This window comes from Pseudomonas sp. UF-293 (assembly GCF_058245595.1).
Map to the genome: position 1 here is coordinate 113586 of NZ_JBSICA010000009.1, position 24730 is coordinate 138315.

The following is a 24730-nucleotide window of genomic DNA, read 5'->3' on the forward strand; positions in this document are numbered from 1 at the left end:
ACACATAGAACATTACTGCTCCTTTCATGTAACGGAGTACGAATGATGAAGTTGAAAATCGCAGCGGGTGTTTTGGTAGGTCTTGCCATGATGAGCACCGCCTATGCAGCCACTTGTCCATCACTTTCGATTACCCATTCTCAAGACAACGAAGATCTCACTTTCACCTCTGCGCGCCTTAAAGACAAAGGCAGCGCTGATTCAGTTGTCATTTGCCGCTACGAAGGCAAGGGCGACCTCGGCGCCTCATCCGGCTACAGAAACGGTACTCCGATTACAGCCACTGGGACCGGTTGGAAAGACAAGGAAGGTAAGCCTTCGGATGATTGCGCAGTCACCGATGGAGACACCAAAAAATGCTCGTTTGAAGAAACGAAAAAAAATTGACATGTAACAAAGGGCAACTCGAAGGTTGCCCTTCTTTGTTTGGAAATCCCAAGTCGCACCATACAACTCATCCAACATGGTCATGCACATCAGTTGGCGGAGGTCCTTCAACTCGAGAACCGTTGGACTGGTTCGCTATAAAGAACAGGTAAGTCTTGGTCGCGATTCCTGGAGCCTGAAATCGATACACTAAGCAAACAGGGAAGCATCGACATGTCAAACAGACAGATCGGTATCGTAAAGTGGTTTGACGATGAGAAAGGCTTTGGCTTTATCACCCCCGAGAGTGGTGATGATCTCTACGTCCATTACAGCGCCATTGAATCGAATGAATGCAAAACGCTAAAAGAATGGCAAAGGGTGTCGTTTATCGCCACAAGAGGAAAGAAAGGCATGCAGGCTGACAAAGTTAGGGTCCTCTAGTGACAACGAACCGCCATAACATAAAAAACGGCGCCAGACGGCGCCGTTTTGCGTTGCAATAAAACCTTACGCCGCACTGAACAACTTGTGCGGATCAATCACAAACTTCTTCGGCACGCCGGCATCGAACTCGCCGTAACCTTCCGGCGCCTGATCGAGGCTGATCACTTGCACGCCGACCACTTCAGCGATGTTGATGCGGTCCCACATGATCGCCTGCATCAGCTGGCGGTTGTACTTCATCACTGGAGTCTGGCCGGTGTGGAAACTGTGGGATTTGGCCCAGCCCAGACCGAAGCGAATGCTCAGGCTGCCCATTTTTGCCGCGGCGTCGACGGCGCCCGGATCTTCGGTGACGTACAGGCCCGGGATACCGATCTTGCCGGCAACGCGCACCACGCCCATCAGTGAGTTGAGCACCGTGGCCGGGGCTTCGGCCTTGACGCCGTCGTGGCCGTGGCCGCGCGCTTCGAAACCGACGCAATCCACCGCGCAATCGACTTCCGGCTCGCCCAGCAGTGCAGCGATCTGTTCGTGCAGCGGGGTGTCTTTGGACAGGTCGACGACCTCAAAGCCCTGGGCCTTGGCATGGGCCAGGCGGATGGTGTTGACGTCGCCGACGATCACCACCGCCGCACCGAGCAAGCGTGCGGAAGCGGCAGCGGCGAGGCCGACCGGGCCGGCGCCGGCGATGTATACGGAACTGCCCGGGCCAACGCCGGCAGTAACGGCGCCGTGGTAACCGGTCGGGAGGATGTCGGAGAGGCAGGTCAGGTCGCGGATTTTCTCCATGGCCTTGTCGCGGTCCGGCAGTTTCAGCAGGTTGAAGTCGGCGTACGGCACCAGCACGTATTCAGCCTGGCCACCGGTCCAGTCGCCCATGTCGACGTAACCGTATGCGCCGCCGGCACGGGCCGGGTTGACGGTCAGGCAGACGCCGGTGTGTTGCTCTTTGCAGGAACGGCAGCGCCCGCAAGCTACGTTGAAGGGAACGGAAACCAGATCGCCAATCTTCAGGTTTTCGACGTCGGAGCCTTTTTCGATTACCTCGCCGGTGATCTCGTGACCCAGCACCAGACCGGTCTGCGCCGTGGTCCGGCCGCGCACCATGTGCTGGTCGGAGCCACAGATGTTGGTGGAGACCACCTTGAGAATGACCCCATGCTCGATCTTGCGACCGCGCGGGTCCTGCATTTTCGGATAGTCGATTTTCTGTACTTCGACCTTGCCAGCGCCGAGATACACCACACCACGATTGCCAGACATGCTTTCACCTCGCTGTTGTTTTTATGGAACTGCGTTGCCCCGGTGGGGCAGCGCGTTGAGTGCTCGGGTATTGCTTGTTGGTCTTGCGTTGTTTGTTCTGGCCCCTTCGCGAGCAGGCTCGCTCCCACGTTGGAATGCATACCCCTGTGGGAGCGAGCCTGCTCGCGAAAGCGATCTAGAGAACGACGGTTCTGTTGGCGTTCAGGAACACCCGTCTTTCGATGTGATACCCAACCGCCCGCGCCAGCGTCAGGCCTTCGATGTCGCGCCCCTTGGCGATCAGGTCCTCGGGGTAATGACTGTGATCCACCGCCTCGACGCCCTGGGCAATGATCGGTCCCTCGTCGAGGTCGTTGTTGATGTAATGCGCCGTCGCGCCCACCAGTTTCACGCCCTTGTTGTAGGCCTGGTGATACGGTTTGGCGCCCTTGAAGCCCGGCAGCAGCGAGTGGTGAATGTTGATCGCCTTGCCGTCGAGCTTGCGGCACAGCTCCGGTGACAGCACCTGCATGTAGCGGGCGAGGATCACCAGTTCGGCACCGGCCTCTTCGATCACCTGCCAGACCTGACGCTCCTGCGCCGGTTTGTCGTTGGGGTCGAGAGGGAAATGGTAGTAGGGAATCTGGTGCCAGTCGGCCAACGGCTTGAGATCCGGATGGTTGGACACCACTGCCGCCACGTCCATCGACAACTGGCCGATGCGCTGGCGGTAGAGCAAGTCATTGAGGCAGTGATCGGCCTTCGACACCATGATCACCACTTTCGGCCGGTAGTTCGGCGCGGTCAGTTCGAAAAGCATGCCGAACGCCTGCCCTCGCTCGGCAAGGCCTGCGCGAAAAGATTGCTCGTCAAAACCATCAGGCTGGCGGAATTCCACGCGAATGAAGAAGCGTCCGGAGAGGCGATCATCGAACGAGTGGTGCTCGGTCACATAACAGCCCTGCTCGAACAGAAAACGCGTGACCGCGTCCACCGTGCCGAGGACGCTGGGGCAGTCGGCGGTCAGAATCCATGTGTCTGGGGCGCGGCTCATATTTTTTCCTCTGATCGTTCCCACGCTCTGCATGGGAATGCCGCCATGGACGCTCGGCGTCCGCTCTTGGGACGCGGAGCGTCCCGGGATGCACTCCCACGCAGAGCGTGGGAACGATCATCCATCAAGCCTGAACGCTGAGGCCGTACTCGGCCGAAGCATCCTGCAACCACAACCACCAGTAATCCGAGAAGCTGCGACGGATCAGCAGTTCCCAGGTGTCTTCGGCGGTATGACGAATCATCAGCTGCGACTTGGCGAACACCGTGCCCACCGCTTTGCCGACCGGGAAGTTGTTCGGGTGCACGTCGTAGCTGGTCGACTTCATCAGCACCTGACGCACGTTCGGGCCGCTCAATTCGAGAATCTGCTGGCCGCCGCTGACGTTGACGATGGCAATGTGCAGATCGCCCAACGCTTCACGCAGTTTCTGCTCGGCAGCGAATTCTTCGCCGCTTGGCACGATCAGCAGCCACTCGTCCGGGCCCATCCATTGCAGGCTGGTTTCGCCTTTGACGATTACGCTCAGCGCACCGGGCAATTCAATGCCCAGGGCTTTGTGCACACCGGCCGCAAACGCGGCATCGTGGCCATCGCCACGAAGGGTCAGGTGGCCGAGTAGTTTCTTTTCCCGCACGATCACGCCGGCGTTCTTGCGGCCCTTGCCGACCAGGCTGGCGAGGTCGGCATGGTGCAGCGACGACTCGGCACGGGCACCGGTGGTCGGGCGTTGCTGGTAAACATTGGCTGTGGTCATAAAGCACCTTACTGAATTCTGTTGGTTCCTGCGGTGGCTGATCTGCCGCTTTCGCGAGCAGGCTCGCTCCCACAGGGGAACGCGGTCGAATGTGGGAGCGAGCCTGCTCGCGAATAGCCGCCCGCCCACCGCTCCCGAGGTTGTCAGATGTTCTGCCGCTCACCCTTCGGATCGAAGAACACCGAAGAAACGATCTCCGCTTCGATCACGCTGCCATCGGCCAGCGGTGCGAACACCCGCTCGCCCATGCGCTTGAGGCCGCCCTTGACCACACCCATGGCAAACGAATAACCGAGGGAGTTGTGCGCGTAGCTGGAGGTCACGTGGCCGACCATGGTCATCGGGATCGCCTGCTTGGTGTTGAACACCAACTGCGCACCTTCCGGCAGCCATTTGGTCGGATCTATCGGTTTGAGGCCCACCAGTTGCTTGCGCTGTTCCTTCACGCAATCTTCGCGGTTCATGCCGCGCTGGCCGATCCACGAGAACGGTTTGGTGCGACCGACACACCAGCCCATGTTCAGGTCGTCCGGGGTCATCGAGCCGTCGGTGTCCTGGCCGACAATGATGAAACCCTTCTCGGCCCGCAGCACGTGCATGGTTTCAGTGCCGTAAGGGGTCAGGTTGTACTGCTTGCCGGCCTCGACGATTTTCTCCAGCACGCCCATCGCATAATCGGCCTGCACGTTGACTTCGTAAGACAGCTCACCGGTGAACGAGATACGGAACACCCGCGCCGGCACATCGCCGACCAGACCTTCTTTCCAGGTCATGAACGGGAACGCTTCGTTGCTCAGATCGATGTCAGTCACGGCACTGAGCAGCTTGCGGCTGTTCGGCCCGGACAGGGTCATGGTCGCCCAGTGGTCGGTGACCGAAGTGAAGTACACCTTCAGGTCCGGCCATTCGGTCTGGTGGTACAGCTCCAGCCACTGCAGTACGCGCGCGGCACCGCCGGTGGTGGTGGTCATGACGAAATGGTTGTCGGCCAGACACGCGGTCACACCGTCGTCGAAGACCATGCCGTCTTCCTTGCACATCAGACCGTAGCGCGCCTTGCCCACGTCGAGCTTGGTCCAGGCGTTGGTGTACACGCGGTTGAGGAATTCGCGGGCATCCGGGCCTTGAATGTCGATCTTGCCGAGGGTCGAGGCGTCGAGCAGGCCGACGCTATCGCGCACGGCTTGGCATTCGCGCTTGACCGCCGCGTGCAGGTCTTCACCGTTTTTCGGGAAGTACCAGGGACGCTTCCACTGACCGACGTCTTCAAACTCGGCGCCGTTCTTCACGTGCCAGGCATGCAGCGCGGTGTAGCGCACCGGTTCGAAGATGTGCCCGCAGTGCCGCCCGGCCACGGCGCCGAAGGTCACCGGCGTGTAGTTCGGACGGAACATGGTGGTGCCCATCTGCGGGATGGTCACGTTCAGCGAACGGGCGGCAATGGCCAGACCGTTGACGTTGCCGAGCTTGCCCTGATCGGTGCCGAAGCCCAGCGCGGTATAGCGTTTGACGTGCTCGACCGACTCGAAACCTTCGCGGGTCGCCAGTTCGATGCCACCGGCGGTGACGTCGTTCTGGAAGTCGACGAATTGCTTCGGTGCACGCGCCGAGTTTTTCTCGTGCGGCACCTGGAACAGCGCCAGGGTCGGCTCTTCAAGACGGCTCAGAGCTTTCGGCAACACGCCTTCGACAGTCTGGAAACCGGCCTCGGCGGCAGCGCGCACGCCACCTTCAAAACCGTCGGCCAGCGAATCGCCAAGCGCGTAGACGCCATTGATGCCACCGACGCACACGCGTTTCTGCGGTGCTTCGCCCGGTACGAAACCGAGAATGTCTTCCCGCCAGACCGGTTTGCCGCCGAGGTGCGAAGCCAGGTGAACCACCGGGCTGTAACCGCCGGAGCTGGCGACCAGATCGCACTCGAGCCACTCGCCCGGACTGGTCACGGCGTGGGCTTTTACGTCGATCGCGGCGACGCGGGCAGCGGTCACACGCTTGCTGCCACGCACTTCGATCACCGCACTGCCGGTGAGGATGCGAATGCCTTTGGCACGCGCTTCTTCAACCAATGCACCGCGCGGATTGCTGCGCGCGTCGGCGATGGCCACCACTTGCAGGCTGGCATCGAGCCAATCCAGAGCGACGCGATAGGCGTGATCATTGTTGGTCGACAGCACCAGTTTTTTGCCCGGCGCTACGCCATAACGACGCACGTAAGTCGACACCGCGCCGGCAAGCATGTTGCCCGGCACGTCGTTGTTGCCGTAGACCAGCGGACGCTCGTGGGCGCCGGTCGCCAGCACCACGCGCTTGGCGCGGACACGGTGGATGCGCTGACGCACCTGACCGATCGGCGCGCGATCGCCGAGGTGATCGGTGAGGCGTTCGTGAATGGTCAGGAAGTTGTGGTCGTGGTAACCGTTGACCGTGGCGCGCGGCAACAGCAGCACGTCCGGGGTGTTCTTCAGTTCGGCGAGGACGCTGGCAACCCATTCCATTGCCGGTTTGCCGTCGAGGCTTTCGCGGGAATCGAGCAGGCTGCCACCGAACTCTTCCTGCTCATCGGCCAGAATCACTCGCGCACCGCTGCGCGCAGCGGCCAGGGCAGCGGCGAGACCGGCCGGGCCGGCACCGACGATCAGCACGTCGCAGTGCTGGTTCATGTAGTCGTAGGTGTCCGGATCGTTCTCGGTCGGCGAACGGCCAAGGCCGGCAGCCTTGCGGATGTACTTCTCGTAGGTCATCCAGAACGATTGCGGGTACATGAAGGTTTTGTAGTAGAAACCCGGCGGCATCAGCTTGCCGCCGACCTTGCCGAGAATGCCCATCATGTCGTTGTTGACGCTCGGCCAGCCGTTGGTACTGGTGGCGACCAGGCCCTGATACAACGCCTGCTGCGTGGCACGCACGTTGGGAATCTGCGTGGCTTCGGTGGCACCGATCTGCAGCACTGCGTTCGGCTCTTCGGAACCGGCAGCGAAGATGCCGCGAGGGCGCGAATACTTGAAGCTGCGGCCGATGATATCGACGCCGTTGGCAATCAGTGCAGCGGCCAGCGAGTCGCCTTCGTAGCCTTTGTAAGTCTGGCCGTTGAAGGTGAAGCTCAGCACTTTGTTGCGGTCGATCCGTCCACCGTTGGACAGGCGATTGGTCTGGCTCATACCTTCTCTCCCAGCGCCGTCGTGGCTGTTTTTGCAGTGCCAGCCTTGTCGGTGAATTGCGGCTTCTCGCCGATCTTGTAGCTCTCGAGAATCTCGTAGGTCACGGTATCGCGAGTGACGTTGAAGTACTGGCGGCAACCGGCAACGTGGTCCCACAGTTCGTGGTGCAGACCGCGCGGGTTATCGCGGAAGAACATGTAGTCGCCCCATTCCTCATCGGTGCAGGCGTTCGGATCCAGCGGCCGCGGGATGTGCGCCTGGCCGGATGCATGGAATTCCTCTTCGGAGCGCAGTTCGCCGCAGTGAGGACAGAAGATGTGCAACATAGGGATTTCTCCTGTTAGTGGGCGACGGCAGCAGCGCCGTGTTCGTCGATGAGCGCGCCGTTGTGGAAACGGTCGATGGAAAACGGTGCAGCCAGCGGGTGCATTTCACCCTTGGCCAGACTCGCGGCAAACACGTTGCCCGAACCCGGTGTGGCCTTGAAGCCGCCGGTACCCCAACCGCAGTTGAAGAACATGTTCGGTACCGGAGTCTTGGAAATGATCGGGCAGGCGTCCGGGGTGGTGTCGACGATGCCGCCCCACTGGCGGTTCATGCGTACCCGCGAGAGCACCGGGAACATTTCGACGATGGCCTGAATCGTGTGTTCGATCACCGGGTACGAACCACGCTGGCCGTAGCCGTTGTAGCCGTCGATACCGGCGCCGATCACCAGGTCGCCCTTGTCGGACTGGCTGATGTAACCGTGCACGGCGTTGGACATGATCACGCTGTCGATAATCGGTTTGATCGGCTCGGACACCAGCGCTTGCAGCGGGTGGGATTCGATCGGCAGGCGGAAACCGGCAAGCTTGGCCATGTGCCCGGAGTTACCGGCCGTGACCACGCCGACGCGCTTGGCACCAATAAAACCCTTGTTGGTTTCGACGCCGATGCACACGCCGTTTTCCTTGCGGAAGCCGATCACTTCGGTCTGCTGGATCAGGTCCACGCCCAAGGCATCGGCGGCACGGGCAAAGCCCCAGGCCACGGCATCGTGTCGGGCGACGCCGCCGCGACGCTGCACGGTGGCGCCCATGATCGGGTAGCGGGTGTTTTTCGAGCAGTCCAGGTACGGAATTTCGTCCGCAACCTGCTTGGCGTCGAGCAGTTCGCCGTCGACGCCGTTGAGGCGGTTGGCGCTGACCCGACGCTCGGAATCACGGATGTCCTGCAGGGTGTGGCACAGGTTGTAGACGCCGCGCTGGGAGAACATCACGTTGTAGTTGAGATCCTGCGACAGGCCTTCCCACAATTTCATCGCGTGTTCGTAGAGGTGCGCCGACTCGTCCCACAGGTAGTTGGAACGCACGATGGTGGTGTTGCGCGCGGTATTACCGCCGCCCAGCCAGCCTTTCTCGACCACGGCGACATTGGTGATGCCGTGCTCCTTGGCCAGATAGTAGGCAGTCGCCAGGCCGTGCCCGCCGCCGCCGACGATGACCACGTCGTAGACTTTTTTCGGGGTGGGCGTGCGCCACATGCGCTGCCAGTTTTCGTGGTGGCTGAGCGAGTGTTTGAACAGGCCGAAGCCGGAATAGCGTTGCATAGTCATTACTCCAAAACCGACTCAGCGATAAACCGGGAAGTCTGCGCACAGGGCCGAAACCTGCTGGGCGACATTGGCCTCGACATCGGCGTCGCCGAGGTTGTCGAGGATGTCGCAGATCCAGCCGGCGAGGGTTTCGCACTGGCTGACCTTGAAGCCGCGCGTGGTCACCGCCGGGGTGCCGATGCGCAGGCCCGAGGTCACGAACGGCGACTGCGGGTCGTTCGGCACGGCATTCTTGTTCACCGTAATGTGCGCACGGCCCAGCGCGGCGTCGGCGTCCTTGCCGGTCAGGCCCTGACGGATCAGGCTGACCAGGAACAGATGGTTGTCGGTGCCGCCGGAGACCACATCGTAGCCACGCTTGATGAACACGCTGGCCATCGCCTGGGCGTTGTCGATCACTTGTTGCTGATAAGCCTTGAAGCCAGGCTCCAGCGCTTCCTTGAAGCACACCGCTTTACCGGCGATGACGTGCATCAGCGGGCCGCCCTGTGCGCCGGGGAAAACGGCGGCGTTGAGCTTTTTCTCGATCTCTTCGTTGGACTTGGCCAGGATCAGCCCGCCACGCGGACCGCGCAGGGTCTTGTGCGTGGTGGTGGTGACCACGTCGGCGTACGGCAGCGGATTCGGGTACAGGCCAGCAGCGACCAGACCGGCGACGTGAGCCATGTCGACGAACAGCAGCGCACCGACCTTGTCGGCGATTTGGCGGAAGCGCGGGAAATCCAGTGTCTTCGAGTAAGCAGAGAAACCGGCAACGATCATTTTCGGTTTGCACTCGACGGCCAAGCGCTCGACTTCGTCGTAGTCGATCAGCCCGGTGCCGGTGTTGATGCCGTACTGCACAGCGTTGTAGAGCTTGCCCGAGGACGACACTTTCGCGCCGTGGGTCAGGTGACCGCCGTGGGCCAGGCTCATGCCGAGGATGGTGTCACCCGGCTGGATCAGCGCCAGGTACACCGCGCTGTTGGCCGAAGAACCGGAGTGCGGCTGGACGTTGGCGTAATCGGCGCCGAACAGTTGCTTGGCGCGTTCGATGGCCAGCGCTTCGACCTTGTCCACATGCTCGCAGCCACCGTAGTAGCGCTTGCCCGGATAGCCTTCGGCGTATTTGTTGGTCAGGCCGCTGCCTTGCGCCTGCATGACGCGCTTGCTGGTGTAGTTCTCCGACGCGATCAGCTCGATGTGATCTTCCTGACGTTGCTCCTCGGCATTCATCGCCGCCAGCAGTGCATCGTCGTAACCCTGGATCTGGTCTTGCTTGCTGAACATCGCGTCTCTCCCAGCGGCATCTGTGCGCCATTCGTCTCGGTAAGGCACTGGCAATGATGGCAGTGCCCTTTGATGCGATGGTATGGCTGGCACAGACAGCTCAAATGCCTGCGCGCGCCACGCAAAGGTGCGTTTACGACATGGCTGGAAAAGGGTGGTCGGACACATCATCCGAAACTGTGGAGATCCCCGTGGGAGCGGGCTTGCTCGCGAAGAGGCCGTGTCAGTCATATCAATGCTGCCTGACACAACGCTTTCGCGAGCAAGCCCGCTCCCACAGGGGTTAGGTGTATGCCGCGCGGACGGCAAGCAGCAGGAGGAAATGCGCGGGATACAGCGCATATGCCCAGCGCCGCATCGGTGGTGGCTGCAGATGTCGCCCATGTCGCAACAAGAACATTCCGAGAATCGGCGCAAACAGACACGTCGCCAGGCCCAGAGTCGCCACGCTGTTACCGAACCGCGCCGATTCGAGCAACACCTGCCATTGGTTCGCTGCCAGACACACCAGCCCCGGCAACAGGCTCAAATACCAAGGCCGGTGAAATACCAGCAGCATCGCCAACGGCAACAATACGCCGAAGAAACCGAACATCAGTCGTTCTGAAAAAACCGCCGCAACCACCAGTGCGGCCAATGCGAGCAACCGCGCCACCGATGCTCGATCCTGCCAGCCGCGCGCCACCAGCAGGCCCAGCGCGAGCGTCGGCATCACGTTGAACGTGTCAGGGTCGGGGATATAAAAGCGATAAGGGATTTCGCTGATGGCGCTGAACAGTAACAGCCAGCCCAGATAGCGCCATTCCATCTCGCGTGAACCGTTACGGGCCAGATTCGCCGCCATTGCCAGGCAAAACCACGGAAACGCAAGACGACCCGGCACATACAGCCAGTCGGCGGAGAAGCCGACATATCGCAGGTGATCGAGCAACATGCTCAGCAACGCCAGCCATTTGAGCAGATCCAGGGCACCGTCGCGTTGGCTCAGGTGCATAATCGGCCCATAAACTGGTAATTTTCCCCACCCGACATCGCATGTGCTCCCCGGAAGATCTTCGGTAAAGTGCGCATCCTCATTGACCACGAGCCTTCACAAGAGTCTCGATTACGGAAGCCGGCCATGACCGACAAGAGCCAACAATTCGCCAGCGACAATTATTCCGGGATTTGCCCGGAAGCCTGGGCTGCCATGGAACAGGCCAACCACGGCCACCAGCGCGCTTATGGCGAGGATGAATGGACCGCCCGCGCGGCGGATCATTTCCGCAAACTGTTCGAAACCGACTGCGAAGTGTTCTTCGCCTTCAACGGCACCGCCGCCAACTCGCTGGCCCTGTCGTCGCTGTGCCAGAGTTACCACAGCGTGATCTGCTCGGAAACCGCCCACGTCGAAACCGACGAATGCGGCGCTCCGGAATTTTTCTCCAACGGCTCGAAGCTGCTGATCGCCGGCACTGAAAACGGCAAGATCACCCCGCAATCGATCCGCGAAGTCGCGCTCAAGCGCCAGGACATCCACTACCCGAAACCGCGTGTGGTGACCCTGACTCAAGCCACTGAAGTCGGCAGCGTCTACACCCCGGAAGAAGTCCGCGCCATCAGCGCAACCTGCAAGGAACTGGGCCTGCACCTGCACATGGACGGCGCGCGGTTCTCCAACGCCTGCGCATTCCTCGGCTGCTCGCCCGCCGACCTGACCTGGAAAGCCGGCGTCGACGTGCTGTGTTTCGGCGGCACGAAAAACGGCATGGCGGTGGGTGAAGCGATCCTGTTCTTCAACCACAAACTGGCCGAAGACTTCGACTACCGCTGCAAGCAGGCCGGGCAACTGGCGTCGAAGATGCGCTTTTTGTCGGCACCGTGGGTCGGCATTCTGGAAAACGACGCCTGGCTCAAATACGCCCGCCACGCCAACCACTGCGCGCAACTGCTGGCAGAACTGGTCAGCGACATTCCCGGCGTCGAACTGATGTTCCCGGTGCAGGCCAACGGCGTGTTCCTGCAACTGTCCGAGCCGGCCATCGCTGCGTTGACTGCAAAGAACTGGCGTTTCTACACCTTCATCGGCAAGGGCGGCGCGCGTTTCATGTGTTCTTGGGACACCGAAGAAGAACGCGTCCGCGAACTGGCGCGCGATATTCGCGAGGTCATGTCGGCCTGATTCCCCTCCCTAGTTGCATTCCCATGCTCAGCACGGGAATGCAGCCCGGGAGGCTGCGCGTCGCAGACCTGCATTTTCAGAATCGGACTACACCAAGGCCTACAGAAAGCACAAAAAACCCGCCATAGACTGCTCGCTCCCGATTCAAGGAGCGCACGCGATGGCAATTCCCGGCTACATGACAATCACGGGCAAGACCCAAGGGCTGATTTCGGCAGGCTGCTCAACGTCTGATTCGGTCGGCAACAGATATCAGGCGGCACACACCGATGAAATCATGGTGCTGTCGTACAGCCACAACCTCGCCAACCTCGACAACTCTCACCGAGCCACCCACGCGCCGGTCATTGTCACCAAAGTCGTCGACAAATCTTCACCGCTGCTGGCCCAGGCACTGGCCAACCGTGAAGAGATCGACTGCAAGATCAACTTCTACCGAACCTCCCCTCAGGGTCAGCAGGAAAAATACTTTTCTGTCTCGATCGACGGTGCGGTGCTCACCGAACTGAACCTGGATATGCCCCACGTCATTCTGCACAACGACGCGGAACCTCAGGAGCAGGTCGCCATTCGTTATCGTGGCATCAGCTGGGTGCATCACCTCGCCGGGACCAGCGGCCATGCCTCATGGGGCGAAGAAGGTTGAGCGATCAGCGCCACGACCTCAGCGACGTTCGACACGCTGCCGGCAAGCTGCTCGCACAGGCACAGACAGTCGGCTCACGTCATCTGGCATTCGGCAGTGCGCGCGTGCAGTTCAATCAGGCCATCGCGCGCTTCGTCAAGGGCATTGTCGATGATGTCGCCAGCGGCCGCCTTTCAGCGGACATGGGCCTTGACGCCCTTGCACAGGAACAGCGTCATCTTCTGAACCAATCCAGAGTTCTGGTACGCGGCATCAAAGGTGCCGTTCCTGAAGGGGTAAAAAAACGCCCGTTATCGATGCTCAGGCAGCCTGCCTCGCGCTCCGATCCAGACAGGTTGCTGCGCGCGATTCATCAGCAGAACCTCAGGGTGGCACGCGTCAATAACAGCAGCACCGCGCGCAGCCCTCACCCCGTCAACGACTTGAAGTTCTTCCCCAGCGAGCACTGGCCGCAAGATCGTCCGGCCCCATCGGAGCCGGGTTTTTACATCGTGCCGAAAAGCATTGTCGCCGAGAAGCTTGAGGCACAACTGCTCCCCTCCGCCAACCCGAATGTCATCGCCAGATTCAGAAGTTTGAATCCGACCCCGGACATGATTAAAGCCGGTTCGATGATCGTGCTGAGCGACCCTGACAATCAGCAATGCACATACGAGGAAGCATTGCTGATGCAGACCGCGCGTTTTGTCAGTGCGACGCTGGAACCGCTGACCGTGGAAGAAGCGGATTTCATGGCGCAGCACTATGGCGTGATCCAGACCGCACTTGCCTATGAATCAAAAGTGATCGGGGTCGTCACGGCCATGGCAGCCAATCATCTGGATGGCATAAAAAATGTTCTCGCAGATCTTGAGAAGTTGCATGTTCATACGCTGGACGCAAAAGGCCACCGGGTCTCTGAAGAATTCATAAACAAGCGTGACCAATTAATCAAAAAGCTGGACGTCCAACTCAATCGGTTCACCCGACAGAGTATTGGCATCCCCGATTACCCGAGCCTGAAGACCACTCTAGGCATTGATCATCCCTATCTTGTGCACCACTGGCGAAAAGCCGGCGGCATCGGCCAGAACCCAGGTTATGCCACGCATATTCGGGCAGTCAGCCAAGCATCACAGTACGTTAAATATGGCGGCTGGATCGGTACAGCGGTGGGTGGTGGCGCCTCCGCCTTAAAGGTGCAGGATGTCTGCATGCACGGAAGCGCGGAGGCATGTGAAAAAGTGAAGTTCACGGAGAGCGGAAGCTTTTTGGGTGGTGTGGGTGGCGGAATGGTTGCCGGCGCGCTCGTAAGCTTGACTGCCTCAACGATTTGCGTAGGCGCTGGCCTCCCGACAGGCGGGCTTGGCACTGTACTTTGCAGTGCGCTACTGGCAGGACTCGGAAATTACGCCGGCGGGACTTTGGGCGAGAAAGGCGGCGAACGGATCGCACAGAAAGTATACGAGGCTGTTAAATGACTCTTCGTACTTCAGAGAAAATATTCTTGTTGATTGGTATTGTAGACTTCGTCGGCATATTTACTTTGATAGGAGCGATGTTGTATGTCGCGAAAACAAAGACCGAAACCATATTGAACCATCTAACAAACAGTTCTATTTCGAGCAGACTGATAATGCTTTGGCACGGAGGTCCTTGGGGCAAAATCTACATGATGGGAGAAGTGTTCGACATCATGCGAAACCCTGAATTTTACATTCACACCGGAAAACTTTGCGCGAAAGACTTCGAAAACTTTCCCAAAAAACTGAAAAAGAACCTGATTATTTTATACAAACTGGTTTTCATTTTTTTTGCAATTATGATGTGCTTGGGAATAAGCTCATCCGTAGATCAAATTAACAATATCGTAAAAGATCCAATTGTGATCATGACACTGGTGAGTTTCACAGGTCTTTTAGTGGTAAATGGAATTTTACTTTATACCGCCAAGAGAAGACTGGATACGATCCTAAATAGCCTGAAACGCAGTTCAATCACATCGTCTTTGCTCATGTTATGGCAAGCGGGCCTGGGGGGACGTATTTATATGTTGGGTGAGATTTTCGGCATCCTCAAAAAACCCGCACGGTACATTTCCCAAGGCAAAGTCAGCGCAAGAGACGTTAAGAATTTCCCGCCAAAACTCAAACGCGACCTGCTCAAACTGAATAAATACCAGCAAATATTTGGCTTTGCCTTTGTGGGCTTCGGCCTGCTCGCTTTGTTCGGGCTGATTTGAAATTGCACTTTCCCGGTCGATCTCCTCATTTAGGAGATCGACCCAAGTTCATGCCTATTTAAAACTCAATCCGCACATCCCCCTTCGGCACGCTGCAGCACGACAGGATAAATCCTTCCGCCTCGTCATCCTCGGTAATCCCGCCGTTGTGTTCCATCTCCACTTCGCCGCCCAGTTTCATCACCTTGCACGTTCCGCAGATACCCATGCCGCAGGCTTTCGGGATCATCAGGCCAAGCTTGGCGGCGGCTGCGTGGACGGTTTCGCCCGGGCCCACGCGGATGCTTTTGCCGGAGGCGGTGAATTCGACCTGGTGCAGATCCGCTGCGTCGATTTCCGGCGCATCGGCGGCTTGTTCGGCCTGTTCCACCGCGTCGGCGCGGGCCTCGGGTGGCGTGGCGCCGAAGGATTCTTCGTGGTAGCGCGACATGTCGTAGCCGGCCGCTTCCAGCAGGCGCTTGACCGCAGTCATGTATGGCGTCGGGCCGCAGCAGAACACTTCGCGTTCGAGGAAGTCCGGAACCATCAGTTCGAGCATCTTGTGATTCAGATAACCGCGATAACCGGCCCATGGCTCACCGAGGCCGTGCTTTTCACAGATCAGGTGCAGGCTGAAGTTGTCGATCCGCGACGCCATGTGCTCGAGCTCGCGGTGATAGATGATGTCTTTCGGCGAGCGCGCGCTGTGCACGAAGGTCATGTCGACGTTGGCGTTGGTGTCGTAGAACCAGCGCGCCATCGACATGCACGGGGTGATGCCGACACCGCCGCTCAAATACAGGACCTTCGGGCTAGGAAAGTCGATCGCGTTGAACAGCCCGACCGGGCCGTGCACCGCCAACTCCTGCCCCTCATGCAAAGTGTCGTGCAACCAGTTCGAGACCTTGCCGCCCGGCACGCGTTTGATCGTCACCGAAAAGCTGTACGGCACCGACGGCGAGCTGGAAATCGTGTACGAGCGCATGATCGGCTGGCCTTCGATTTCCAGCTCCAGGGTGACGAACTGCCCCGGCTTGAAGAAGAACAGGATCGGCTGGTCGGCCATAAAGCAGAAGGTGCGCACATCCCAGGTTTCCTGGATGACTTTGACGCAACGGACAATGTGTCGGCCATTGGCCCAGGTCTGGGTGGTGACCGGATTCAGGAAGCTGTTGGACATGCTGTTCTCCACGGCCGACTGTCGGCCTCTTGTCGGCGATTCTGCGTATAGCGCAGACCGTGCGTTTACCTATCCGCGACATTGACATACTTATCGCGACCAGCCCTTGAACACCGGGCCTTGCGCGTCGGGAACAGATTGCGCCATGTCGCCCATGGATAAGGTTCGGGGCAGCGCCGGCCCCACACTCGCCCCAACACAAGACGACTTCTTTACACCTTGCGTAGCAACCGTTTTGCAGCACACCTGATCAGCCACTTTCGCCGGCCACGCAGAGGGCCATGAGGATTACATCGATGGACGTCACCGCAAAAATCAGCCTGGGCGATCCGCTGGAACCCGCACGCAAGGCCACCGCACAGATGCTGCAGGAGCGCGAGCGGACGTTTTCGCTGCCGCAACCGTTCTACAGCGATGAGCGGTTGTTCGATATCGACATGCAGGAGATCTTCCAGAAAGAGTGGTTGATCGCCGGCATGACCTGCGAGATCCCGGCCAAGGGCAACTACCTGACCCTGCAGGTCGGCAAGAACCCGATCATCGTCATTCGCGGCGCCGAAGGCGTGGTGCATGCGTTTCACAACGTCTGCCGCCACCGTGGCTCGCGCCTGTGCACCAGTGAAAAAGGCAAAGTCGCCAAACTGGTCTGCCATTACCACCAGTGGACCTACGAACTGGACGGTCGCCTGCTGTTCGCCGGCACCGAGATGGGCGCCGACTTCGACATGAAGCAGTACGGCCTGAAACCGGTGAATGTGAAAACCGCTGGCGGCTACATCTTCATCAGCCTGGCGGAGAACCCGCCGGCCATCAATGACTTCCTGTCGACGCTCAACCATTACATGGAACCGTACGACATGGAGAACACCAAGGTGGCGATCACCACCACCTTGATGGAGAAGGCCAACTGGAAACTGGTGCTGGAGAACAACCGCGAGTGCTACCACTGCAACGCGTCGCACCCGGAACTGTTGAAAACTCTGCTGGAGTGGGACGACGTCACCGACCCGCGCGCCGATCAGGCGTTCAAGGATCACGTCGCCGCCTCCGCCGCTGCCTGGGAAGCGGAAAAGATCCCCTACGCTCACGCCAGTTTCGGCCTGCGCAACCGCATCGTGCGCATGCCGCTGCTCAAGGGCACCGTGTCGATGACCCTCGACGGCAAACAGGGCTGCGCGAAACTGATGGGCCGCATCAAGAACCCGGACCTGGGCTCGATGCGCATCCTGCATCTGCCGCACTCGTGGAACCACTGCATGGGCGATCACATCATCGTCTTCACCGTGTGGCCGATCAGCGCCCAGGAAACCATGGTCACCACCAAGTGGCTGGTGCACAAAGATGCGGTGGAAGGTGTTGATTACGACGTCGAGCGCATGCGCCAGGTGTGGGACGCGACGAACGATCAGGACCGCCGTCTGGCTGAGGAAAACCAGCGCGGGATCAACTCCACCGCTTACCAGCCGGGGCCTTATTCCAAGACGTATGAATTCGGCGTGGTCAACTTCGTCGACTGGTACAGCGAGCGGATGTTGAACAACCTCGGGGCCGAGCCAGCGCCTTACCTCAAAGGCGTTCCGGTTCAGGGCTGATCAAGAGCAAAAAATCGCAGCCTGCGGCAGCTCCTACAGGTGGAATGCATTCCCCTGTGGGAGCGGGCTTGCTCGCGAAGAAGTCTGACAAACACCACTGACCTGAAGCCATTTAGATCAATTTCTGATCAATACCTCCGCCGCCCATACCCACCAAGCCTTCCAGCCTTCCGCAAACAAGTTATCCACATACCCGCCCACAGCAAATGGGGGTAACTGGGGATGAGTCGAAAAATATCCTGCTGATTTGCAAAGAAAAATCGTGACTTATTCTGAATCACGGTTTCTGAAAACGATCGATCGTTTTTTGATCAGCCTCGCGCAGGCCACGGATTTAAAGGCTTCCAGCGGGGAGCGAACACGTTATCCACAGAAGCGCCAACAGAGATCGGGGACAACTTTCAATCGCCTGTGGAAAAACACCTATGACTGGGGAAAACCCCTCGCGCTTACAGCTCTCGGCATCTGGAGGACGCATTTGATCAATAATTGATCAAACCCCTGCAAACCCCGCTGCATATGGCCTACAGAAGATAGCGAACATCTTATCCACAGAAGCGCCAACAGAGATTGGGGGCAACTTATGGATTTCTACCAAGGGAAAAGCCCGATAAATCCGTAAGTTACGTTGATCGTTTTTTGATCTTGTGGCTGAAAGGCTTGAACGGCATGGGGTGCGCGCAAGGGCGAACACGTTATCCACAGCTTCGCCAACAGGGATTGTGGGTAAACAGTAAAGATTGACTGTGAATGAATACCAAATGTGGGAGCGAGCCTGCTCGCGAATGTGTCGCGTCAGTCGATGCAGGTGTCGGCTGACAGTCCTCCTTCGCGAGCAGGCTCGCTCCCACTGGGGTTGTTCCGTGCCTGGAAGAGGGTGACTAGCGGACTACGCCCTCTTCAATCAGCAGCTTCAGAATCGCTTCAGCGCCGGCCTGGGCAGTAACGCCTTTGAGCACCTGCCCCCCGCCGCCACTGGCCTTGGCTGTCGCGGCCTTCATCCGGTCGGCGCCGCTCTTGGCCTTGATCACCTTCAAGCGCTTGGGCCGTGGCTTGGCCGGTTGCAGCGTGGCGACGGCCAACAATTCGTCCTCCATCACGTCAACGTCATCGGCGGCCAATTCGCCTCGTCTTGCCGGGCCATACGCGCTCTGCCGAGGCTTCGGCGCGGCGTTATCCACAGTCGCCAGAAAAGGCAGTTTGACCTTCAAGCGGCGTCGCTGCCCGCGCGGTAACGCTTGCAGAACCAGCGCCGAACCGTCGTTGATCGATTCGACCTGCGCCAGGCCCACCACCAGCGGCCAGCCCAGACCTTCAGCCAGCAGGAACGGCAACATCCCCGAACCTTCACCGGTTTCCGCCTGGCTGCCGGTCAGCACCACTTGCGCTCCGGCATCGCGCAGGTACGCGGTCAGCGCCGGCAAGGCATCGGCGCCAGCGGGTTGTTCCAGCACATGCAGCTGTTCCAGGCCCATGCCCATATAGGCGCGCAGGGCCGGTTCGGCAACATCACCGGCGTGCAGCACTTGCAGATTATCCCCAGCCAGTTGCAGGCCCAGTTCCACCGCGCGCGCATCCTGATCGGCGCGCCGTGGCCGACCCGAAGTCGGGTGAGCGCCGATTGAAACCAGACTGATAACGTTCGTGTTCATAAGGTTTCCTTAAGCCGCATCGCGCTTGGCTTCGTTGCGGTAAGCCGCGACCGCTTCGATCAACGCTTGCAGAATCTCTGCGCTTTCGCCGATTACCGAAAGGTCGGCACGCTTGATCATGTCGCAACCCGGATCGAGGTTGATCGCCACCACCTTGTCGCAAGCGCCAATGCCTTGCAGGTGCTGAATCGCGCCAGAGATACCCACAGCCACATAGACCCGCGCAGTGACCCAGGTGCCGGACGCACCGACCTGGCGATCACGGGCCATGAAGCCATCGTCCACCGCCACGCGCGAAGCGCCCTCGGTGGCGCCAAGTGCTGCGGCGGTTTCGTGGAACAACTGCCAGTCCTTCACACCATTACCGCCGGAGAAGATGAACTCGGCTTCGGCCATCGGAATCGCCGCCGGATCTACCGCCACTGCGCCGAGATCTTCAATGCGCGACAAGCTGCGTGCCACGCTTGTGGATAACTCCACCGGCAACGCTTCGTGACGGGTTTCGCTGACCGGTTCGGCGCATTCGGCAGCGGCGAGAATCAACCGCGCCAGCGGACGCGCCAGGTCTTGCAATCCGGCGCCGGCGCGACCGATGCATTCCTGATCCTTGACCTGCCAGACCCGCGTGGCCGGACGTTCGCCCAAGGCTGCAGCAAAGCGTCGGCCGAGTTCCCCGCCCCCGCTGCGGCTGTCCGGCAGCAACCAGTGACGCGGATTGAACTGGTTATCCACAGCGCGCAAACCCTGCACCCGTTGTTCCGGTGCATAACCGCTGAATTCCTCGCCTTCAAGCACCAGCAAGCGATCGACGCCTGCTGTTTCGAAAGCGCTTTCCTTGTGCTCGCCGAACACCACAGCAAGCACTGCACCATCGCTGCCGGCCAGTTGGTGAGCGAGGCCGAGCAGATCGCGGTCGTGGCTGCTCAGGCGACCACCGACCATATCCGGCACCACGCTGATGTAGAACGCCGGAGCCGGTACCTGATGCAGCGGCAACTGCACTTCAACAGCAGCGGAACGTTTGACCGCCCCGCCCTGTTGCGCACCACTGCGATCGATCCGTTTGATGCCGTTGGGGCCGATAAAACCCATGCCGTGCAGATTCTTGCGGATGACGCCATTGGGCCCCATCCAGCTGTGTTGCGCCGGTTGCATCGCCGCGTGCAGCGGATGCAGGCGGTTGCGCGCAATCCATTCGGCGCGCGGGTCGCGGCGGATAATGTCGCTCATCAGTGCACCTCCGCAGGTTCACGTTTGGCCGGCGTAGCAGGCTTGCTTGGCGCGGCGTCTTCGAGCAACGCGTCGGCGACCAGTTCGGCGATGTCCTTGATCAGCGGACGCGGTTCGACCACGCCTTCGAGCATCGCCGTGCACTGTGGACAACCCACCGCCACCAGTTCGGCGCCGGTTTCGCGGATGTCGTCCATGCGCATGTCGGGGATGCGCTGCTTGCCCGGAATGTCAGTGATCGGCGCGCCACCACCACCGCCGCAGCAGCGCGAACGGAAGCCGGAACGTTGCATTTCCTTGACTTCGATGCCGAGGGCACGCAGCACTTCGCGCGGCGCTTCGTACTCGCCGTTGTAGCGGCCCAGGTAGCACGGATCGTGATAGGTGACGCTGCTGCCTTTGTGCTGACCGAGATTGAGCGCGCCGGCCTGAATGATCTCGGCCATGTAGGTGCTGTGGTGCTGCACCAGATAATTGCCATCGAAGGCGCCGTATTCGTTTTTCAGCACATGGAAACTGTGCGGATCGCAGGTGACGATGCGGTTGAAGCTGTATTTGGCCAACGTCTGAATGTTGCGCCTGGCCAGCAACTGGAACGTCGCTTCGTCGCCGAGACGCCGCGCTACATCGCCGCTGTCGCGCTCTTCGAGGCCGAGCACGGCGAAGTCGATGTTCGCCGCTTTCAGCACTTTGACGAACGCACGCAGGGTGCGCTGGTTGCGCATGTCGAAGGCGCCATCGCCGACCCAGAACAGCACGTCGGTGGATTTCTTTTCGCTGAGCAAATTGAGGTTCAGATCCGCCGCCCAGTTCATCCGCCCGCCCGGGGCGAAACCGCCGGGGTTGTCGGTGGCGATCAGGTTTTCGAGGACTTCGGCGCCTTTGTTCGGGGTCGCGCCTTTTTCCAGGGTCAGGTGACGGCGCATGTCGACGATCGCATCGACGTGCTCGATCATCATCGGGCATTCCTCGACGCAGGCGCGGCAGGTGGTGCATGACCACAGGGTTTCGGCATCGACCAGACCGTTGACGATCGGTTGGTGCGGGTTGCCGCCATGCTCGCCGATCGGTTTGCCTGGATACGGGCTGCCGGCGAACTTCGCGTCAGTGCCGCCGGCGAGGCCGACGACCATGTCCTGAATCAGTTTTTTCGGGTTCAGCGGCTGGCCGGCGGCGAAGGCCGGGCACGCTGCTTCGCACTTGCCGCACTGCACGCAGGCGTCGAAACCGAGCAACTGGTTCCAGGTGAAATCCTTGGGTTTTTCCACGCCCAGCGGCGCATCGGGATTGTTCAGGTCCAGCGGCTTCAAACCGGTCGAGCGCCCGCCGCCAAAGCGTTCCGGGCGACGGTGCCAGGCCAGGTGCAAAGCACCGGCAAAGGCGTGTTTCATCGGCCCGCCCCAGGTCATGCCGAAGAACAGTTCCGACACGCCCCACGCCACGCCCACGCCGAGAATGGCGGCGAGCACCCAGCCGCCGAAGTTCTCCGGCAGGATCCCGGCCACCGGCAGGGTCACCAGGAAAAACGACGCCGAGAACGCCAGCAGGCTTTTCGGCAGGCGCATCCACGGGCCTTTTGACAGACGCGCAGGCGGATTGACCCGGCGCAGGTACATGAAGATCGCGCCGACAAACATCACCGCCGACATCAGCAGCAAGGCGTAGCCAAGGATGCGGTTATGCAGGCCGAAACCGTGCACCAGAATGGCCAGCACAATCGACGCCACCGCACCGCCCGCCGTGGCGACGTGGGTGTTGGCAATGTATTTGTCCCGCGCGACGACGTGGTGCAGGTCGACCATGTAGCGCTTGGGCATGGCCAGTAGACCGCCGAGCAGATCGACCTTCGCCGCCCGCCCCCGGCGCCACATGTTCATCCGCCGCAACGCGCCGAGGACAGCAAGGCCCAGGGCTGCGAACAACAGGATTGGAAGAAGGGTGTTCAACATGGTGAAGCTCCCACCAGTACAACCTGGAGAAACACGATCCGCTTTACTGTGGGAGCGAGCCTGCTCGCGAAAGCGGTGAGTCAGTCGACATCATCGTCAACTGACAGATTGCATTCGCGAGCAGGCTCGCTCCCACAGGGTTTGGTGCAAGCCGTCAGAAATCCTTGCACAACCGCAGTGCGTCGTAGATCGCGGCGTGTGTATTACGCTGCGCCACGCAGTCGCCGATGCGGAACAGCAAGTAGCCGTCGCCCGCCTCGCTCAGCGAAGGTTGCGGCTGAATCGCGAACAGTGCTTCGACGTCGATCTGGCCCTTGTTGCGCGAGCCATCCTTGAGGGCGTAGTAGATTTCCTCGTCCGGGCGCACGCCGTTTTCGACGACCACCTGATCGACCACCCGCTCCTCTTTCGCACCGGTGTATTCGTTCTCCAGCACCGCAATCAGCTTGTCGCCCTCGCGGTAGACCTTCTCCAGCATCATGTCGCCGGTCATGATCACTTCTTTCGGGTACATGCTGCGGTAGTAGGTCGGGAACGACGTACCGCCGATGGCCACGCCCGGTTTGATGTCGTCGGTGACGATCTCGACCTGGCTGCCCTTGTCGGCGAGGAAGTCGGCGACCGACATCCCGGTGAACTCGCAAATGGTGTCGTAGACCAGCACGTTCTTGCCCGGCGCAACCTTGCCGTCGAGCACGTCCCAACTGCTGACCACCAGCCCTTCGGCCGCGCCCCAGTGTTCGTTCTGCTCAAGGTACGGATGACCGCCGACCGCCAGCACCACGACATCCGGACGCAGGTCCATGATGGTGTCGGCATCCGCCGCCGTACCCAGGCGCAGATCGACTTTCAACCGCGCCAGTTCCAGCTGGAACCAGCGGGTGATGCCGGCGATCTGGTCACGTTGCGGTGCTTTCGATGCGGTGGTGATTTGCCCACCGATGAATTCCTTCTTCTCGAAAAGCGTGACGTCGTGGCCACGCTCGGCAGCCACGCGTGCCGCTTCCATCCCGGCCGGGCCGGCACCGACGATCACCACTTTGCGTTTCGGCCCGGTGGATTTCTCGATGATGTGCGGCACGCCCATGTATTCACGGGAGGTCGCGGCGTTCTGGATGCACAGCACGTCCAGGCCCTGATACTGGCGGTCGATGCAATAGTTGGCACCTACGCACTGCTTGATCTGGTCGATCTGGCCCATCTTGATCTTGGCGATCAGGTGCGGGTCAGCGATGTGCGCGCGGGTCATGCCGACCATGTCGACGTAACCGCCTTCAAGGATGCGCGTGGCCTGGTTCGGGTCCTTGATGTTCTGCGCGTGCAGCACCGGCACCTTGACCACTTCCTTGATCCCGGCAGCCAGATGCAGGAACGGCTCCGGTGGATAACTCATGTTCGGAATCACGTTGGCCAGGGTGTTGTGGGTGTCGCAACCCGAGCCGACCACGCCGATGAAATCGAGCATGCCGGTGTCGTCGTAATACTTGGCGATCTGCTTCATGTCCTCGTGGGACAAGCCGTCCGGGTGGAACTCGTCACCGCACAGGCGCATGCCCACGCAGAAATCGTCACCGACCTCGGCACGCACGGCTTTCAGGACTTCAAGACCGAACTTCATCCGCCCTTCGAAGCTGCCGCCCCATTCATCGGTGCGCTTGTTTACGCGCGGACTCCAGAACTGGTCGATCATGTGCTGGTGCACGGCCGACAGTTCGACGCCGTCGAGGCCACCGGCCTTGGCCCGGCGCGCAGCCTGGGCGTAGTTTCCGATCACCCGCCAGATCTCTTCCGGCTCGATGGTCTTGCAGGTGGCGCGGTGCACCGGTTCACGGATGCCCGACGGCGACATCAGCGTCGGCCAGTTGAAACCGTCCCAGCGCGAACGACGGCCCATGTGGGTAATCTGGATCATGATCTTGGCGCCATGCTTGTGCATCGCGTCAGCCAGATTCTGGAAGTGCGGAATGATCCGGTCGGTGGACAGATTGACCGAACTCCACCATTCCTGCGGGCTGTCGATCGCCACGACGGACGAACCGCCACAGATCGCCAGGCCGATACCGCCCTTGGCTTTCTCCTCGTAGTATTTGACGTAGCGGTCGGTGGTCATGCCACCGTCAGTCGCGTAGACCTCGGCGTGCGCGGTGCTGAGCACGCGGTTGCGGATGGTCAGTTTGCCGATCTGGATCGGCTGGAACATTGCTTCGAAAGCCATGGCACGGTCCTC

General features: G+C 60.1%; 20 protein-coding genes. 7 read left to right on the top strand and 13 right to left on the bottom strand.

Annotated features, from left to right (window positions below; all coding sequences use genetic code 11):
* The first annotated feature begins 45 nt into the window (after positions 1-45).
* Positions 46-387 carry a hypothetical protein gene (locus tag AC4IHP_RS12745; RefSeq protein ID WP_490831830.1) on the top strand — a complete coding sequence of 114 codons (342 nt, stop codon included), beginning with the start codon at positions 46-48 and terminating at the stop codon, positions 385-387.
* A 213-nt stretch (positions 388-600) separates the two neighbouring features.
* On the top strand, positions 601-810 hold the full coding sequence (locus AC4IHP_RS12750) for a cold-shock protein (RefSeq protein WP_460121944.1): 210 nt from the start codon (positions 601-603) through the stop codon (positions 808-810).
* 66 nt (positions 811-876) lie between these two features.
* On the opposite strand, the gene fdhA is transcribed toward AC4IHP_RS12750, so the two are convergent.
* The 8 genes from fdhA to AC4IHP_RS12790 all read right to left on the bottom strand — a co-directional run bounded on the left by fdhA (position 877) and on the right by AC4IHP_RS12790 (position 10887).
* The gene (fdhA, locus tag AC4IHP_RS12755) at positions 877-2076 is read right to left on the bottom strand and encodes a formaldehyde dehydrogenase, glutathione-independent (RefSeq protein ID WP_016772834.1); all 1200 of its coding nucleotides are present in this window, start codon (positions 2074-2076) and stop codon (positions 877-879) included.
* 175 nt (positions 2077-2251) lie between these two features.
* Positions 2252-3109: a formyltetrahydrofolate deformylase gene (gene purU / locus AC4IHP_RS12760; RefSeq protein WP_039757644.1), complete on the bottom strand. Its 858-nt coding sequence runs from the start codon at positions 3107-3109 to the stop codon at positions 2252-2254.
* Positions 3110-3233: 124 nt separating this feature from the next.
* On the bottom strand, positions 3234-3866 hold the full coding sequence (locus tag AC4IHP_RS12765) for a sarcosine oxidase subunit gamma (protein ID WP_310403546.1): 633 nt from the start codon (positions 3864-3866) through the stop codon (positions 3234-3236).
* 143 nt (positions 3867-4009) lie between these two features.
* Positions 4010-7027 (bottom strand): sarcosine oxidase subunit alpha, encoded by a 3018-nt coding sequence (locus AC4IHP_RS12770; RefSeq protein ID WP_490831831.1) that lies wholly within the window; start codon positions 7025-7027, stop codon positions 4010-4012.
* Positions 7024-7353, bottom strand: a complete 330-nt coding sequence (locus AC4IHP_RS12775; RefSeq protein WP_016772830.1) for a sarcosine oxidase subunit delta — start codon at positions 7351-7353, stop codon at positions 7024-7026. The genes AC4IHP_RS12770 and AC4IHP_RS12775 overlap by 4 nt, the downstream gene beginning before the upstream one ends.
* A 14-nt stretch (positions 7354-7367) precedes the next feature.
* Complete coding sequence (locus AC4IHP_RS12780; RefSeq protein ID WP_016772829.1) at positions 7368-8618, bottom strand: sarcosine oxidase subunit beta; 1251 nt, start codon at positions 8616-8618, stop codon at positions 7368-7370.
* A 21-nt stretch (positions 8619-8639) separates the two neighbouring features.
* Positions 8640-9893, bottom strand: coding sequence for a serine hydroxymethyltransferase (gene glyA / locus AC4IHP_RS12785; RefSeq protein ID WP_460121951.1), 1254 nt, complete (start codon positions 9891-9893; stop codon positions 8640-8642).
* A 283-nt stretch (positions 9894-10176) separates the two neighbouring features.
* Positions 10177-10887: a TraX family protein gene (locus tag AC4IHP_RS12790; protein WP_490831832.1), complete on the bottom strand. Its 711-nt coding sequence runs from the start codon at positions 10885-10887 to the stop codon at positions 10177-10179.
* A gap of 126 nt (positions 10888-11013) precedes the next feature.
* Between AC4IHP_RS12790 and AC4IHP_RS12795 the strand changes: the two genes are divergently transcribed.
* The 4 genes from AC4IHP_RS12795 (at position 11014) to AC4IHP_RS12810 (ending at position 14921) form a co-directional block, all read left to right on the top strand.
* The gene (locus AC4IHP_RS12795; RefSeq protein WP_490831833.1) at positions 11014-12054 is read left to right on the top strand and encodes a threonine aldolase family protein; all 1041 of its coding nucleotides are present in this window, start codon (positions 11014-11016) and stop codon (positions 12052-12054) included.
* Between the two features lie 160 nt (positions 12055-12214).
* Entirely contained in the window at positions 12215-12700 is a 486-nt protein-coding gene (locus AC4IHP_RS12800) for an Hcp family type VI secretion system effector (RefSeq protein WP_490831834.1), read from the top strand.
* Positions 12697-14160: a hypothetical protein gene (locus tag AC4IHP_RS12805; RefSeq protein ID WP_490831835.1), complete on the top strand. Its 1464-nt coding sequence runs from the start codon at positions 12697-12699 to the stop codon at positions 14158-14160. The genes AC4IHP_RS12800 and AC4IHP_RS12805 overlap by 4 nt, the downstream gene beginning before the upstream one ends.
* On the top strand, positions 14157-14921 hold the full coding sequence (locus tag AC4IHP_RS12810) for a hypothetical protein (RefSeq protein WP_490831836.1): 765 nt from the start codon (positions 14157-14159) through the stop codon (positions 14919-14921). The genes AC4IHP_RS12805 and AC4IHP_RS12810 overlap by 4 nt, the downstream gene beginning before the upstream one ends.
* Before the next feature lie 58 nt (positions 14922-14979).
* Here the strand turns inward: AC4IHP_RS12810 and gbcB are convergent, their stop codons facing one another.
* Entirely contained in the window at positions 14980-16080 is a 1101-nt protein-coding gene (gbcB, locus tag AC4IHP_RS12815; RefSeq protein ID WP_016772824.1) for a glycine betaine monooxygenase reductase subunit, read from the bottom strand.
* A gap of 296 nt (positions 16081-16376) precedes the next feature.
* Here gbcB and gbca point away from each other — a divergent pair, with 296 nt between their 5' ends.
* The gene (gene gbca / locus AC4IHP_RS12820) at positions 16377-17672 is read left to right on the top strand and encodes a glycine betaine monooxygenase oxygenase subunit (protein ID WP_490831837.1); all 1296 of its coding nucleotides are present in this window, start codon (positions 16377-16379) and stop codon (positions 17670-17672) included.
* Positions 17673-18553: 881 nt separating this feature from the next.
* Here the strand turns inward: gbca and etfB are convergent.
* From etfB to dgcA, 4 genes are all read right to left on the bottom strand, one after another.
* The gene (gene etfB / locus AC4IHP_RS12825; RefSeq protein ID WP_490831838.1) at positions 18554-19324 is read right to left on the bottom strand and encodes an electron transfer flavoprotein subunit beta; all 771 of its coding nucleotides are present in this window, start codon (positions 19322-19324) and stop codon (positions 18554-18556) included.
* Positions 19325-19333: 9 nt separating this feature from the next.
* Entirely contained in the window at positions 19334-20554 is a 1221-nt protein-coding gene (etfA, locus tag AC4IHP_RS12830; protein ID WP_490831839.1) for an electron transfer flavoprotein subunit alpha, read from the bottom strand.
* Positions 20554-22503, bottom strand: a complete 1950-nt coding sequence (gene dgcB, locus AC4IHP_RS12835; RefSeq protein WP_490831840.1) for a dimethylglycine demethylation protein DgcB — start codon at positions 22501-22503, stop codon at positions 20554-20556. The genes etfA and dgcB overlap by 1 nt, the downstream gene beginning before the upstream one ends.
* Positions 22504-22657: 154 nt before the next feature.
* Positions 22658-24718, bottom strand: a complete 2061-nt coding sequence (gene dgcA, locus AC4IHP_RS12840) for a dimethylglycine demethylation protein DgcA (RefSeq protein WP_064365321.1) — start codon at positions 24716-24718, stop codon at positions 22658-22660.
* Positions 24719-24730 lie beyond the last annotated feature (12 nt).

Bases quoted from the DNA above. Each gene is read 5' to 3' on its own strand.
- AC4IHP_RS12745 (WP_490831830.1), top strand. From the start codon at position 46: ATGAAGTTGAAAATCGCAGCGGGTGTTTTGGTAGGTCTTGCCATGATG.
- AC4IHP_RS12750 (WP_460121944.1), top strand. From the start codon at position 601: ATGTCAAACAGACAGATCGGTATCGTAAAGTGGTTTGACGATGAGAAA.
- fdhA (WP_016772834.1), bottom strand. From the start codon at position 2,076: ATGTCTGGCAATCGTGGTGTGGTGTATCTCGGCGCTGGCAAGGTCGAA.
- purU (WP_039757644.1), bottom strand. From the start codon at position 3,109: ATGAGCCGCGCCCCAGACACATGGATTCTGACCGCCGACTGCCCCAGC.
- AC4IHP_RS12765 (WP_310403546.1), bottom strand. From the start codon at position 3,866: ATGACCACAGCCAATGTTTACCAGCAACGCCCGACCACCGGTGCCCGT.
- AC4IHP_RS12770 (WP_490831831.1), bottom strand. From the start codon at position 7,027: ATGAGCCAGACCAATCGCCTGTCCAACGGTGGACGGATCGACCGCAAC.
- AC4IHP_RS12775 (WP_016772830.1), bottom strand. From the start codon at position 7,353: ATGTTGCACATCTTCTGTCCTCACTGCGGCGAACTGCGCTCCGAAGAG.
- AC4IHP_RS12780 (WP_016772829.1), bottom strand. From the start codon at position 8,618: ATGCAACGCTATTCCGGCTTCGGCCTGTTCAAACACTCGCTCAGCCAC.
- glyA (WP_460121951.1), bottom strand. From the start codon at position 9,893: ATGTTCAGCAAGCAAGACCAGATCCAGGGTTACGACGATGCACTGCTG.
- AC4IHP_RS12790 (WP_490831832.1), bottom strand. From the start codon at position 10,887: ATGCACCTGAGCCAACGCGACGGTGCCCTGGATCTGCTCAAATGGCTG.
- AC4IHP_RS12795 (WP_490831833.1), top strand. From the start codon at position 11,014: ATGACCGACAAGAGCCAACAATTCGCCAGCGACAATTATTCCGGGATT.
- AC4IHP_RS12800 (WP_490831834.1), top strand. From the start codon at position 12,215: ATGGCAATTCCCGGCTACATGACAATCACGGGCAAGACCCAAGGGCTG.
- AC4IHP_RS12810 (WP_490831836.1), top strand. From the start codon at position 14,157: ATGACTCTTCGTACTTCAGAGAAAATATTCTTGTTGATTGGTATTGTA.
- gbcB (WP_016772824.1), bottom strand. From the start codon at position 16,080: ATGTCCAACAGCTTCCTGAATCCGGTCACCACCCAGACCTGGGCCAAT.
- gbca (WP_490831837.1), top strand. From the start codon at position 16,377: ATGGACGTCACCGCAAAAATCAGCCTGGGCGATCCGCTGGAACCCGCA.
- etfB (WP_490831838.1), bottom strand. From the start codon at position 19,324: ATGAACACGAACGTTATCAGTCTGGTTTCAATCGGCGCTCACCCGACT.
- etfA (WP_490831839.1), bottom strand. From the start codon at position 20,554: ATGAGCGACATTATCCGCCGCGACCCGCGCGCCGAATGGATTGCGCGC.
- dgcB (WP_490831840.1), bottom strand. From the start codon at position 22,503: ATGTTGAACACCCTTCTTCCAATCCTGTTGTTCGCAGCCCTGGGCCTT.
- dgcA (WP_064365321.1), bottom strand. From the start codon at position 24,718: ATGGCTTTCGAAGCAATGTTCCAGCCGATCCAGATCGGCAAACTGACC.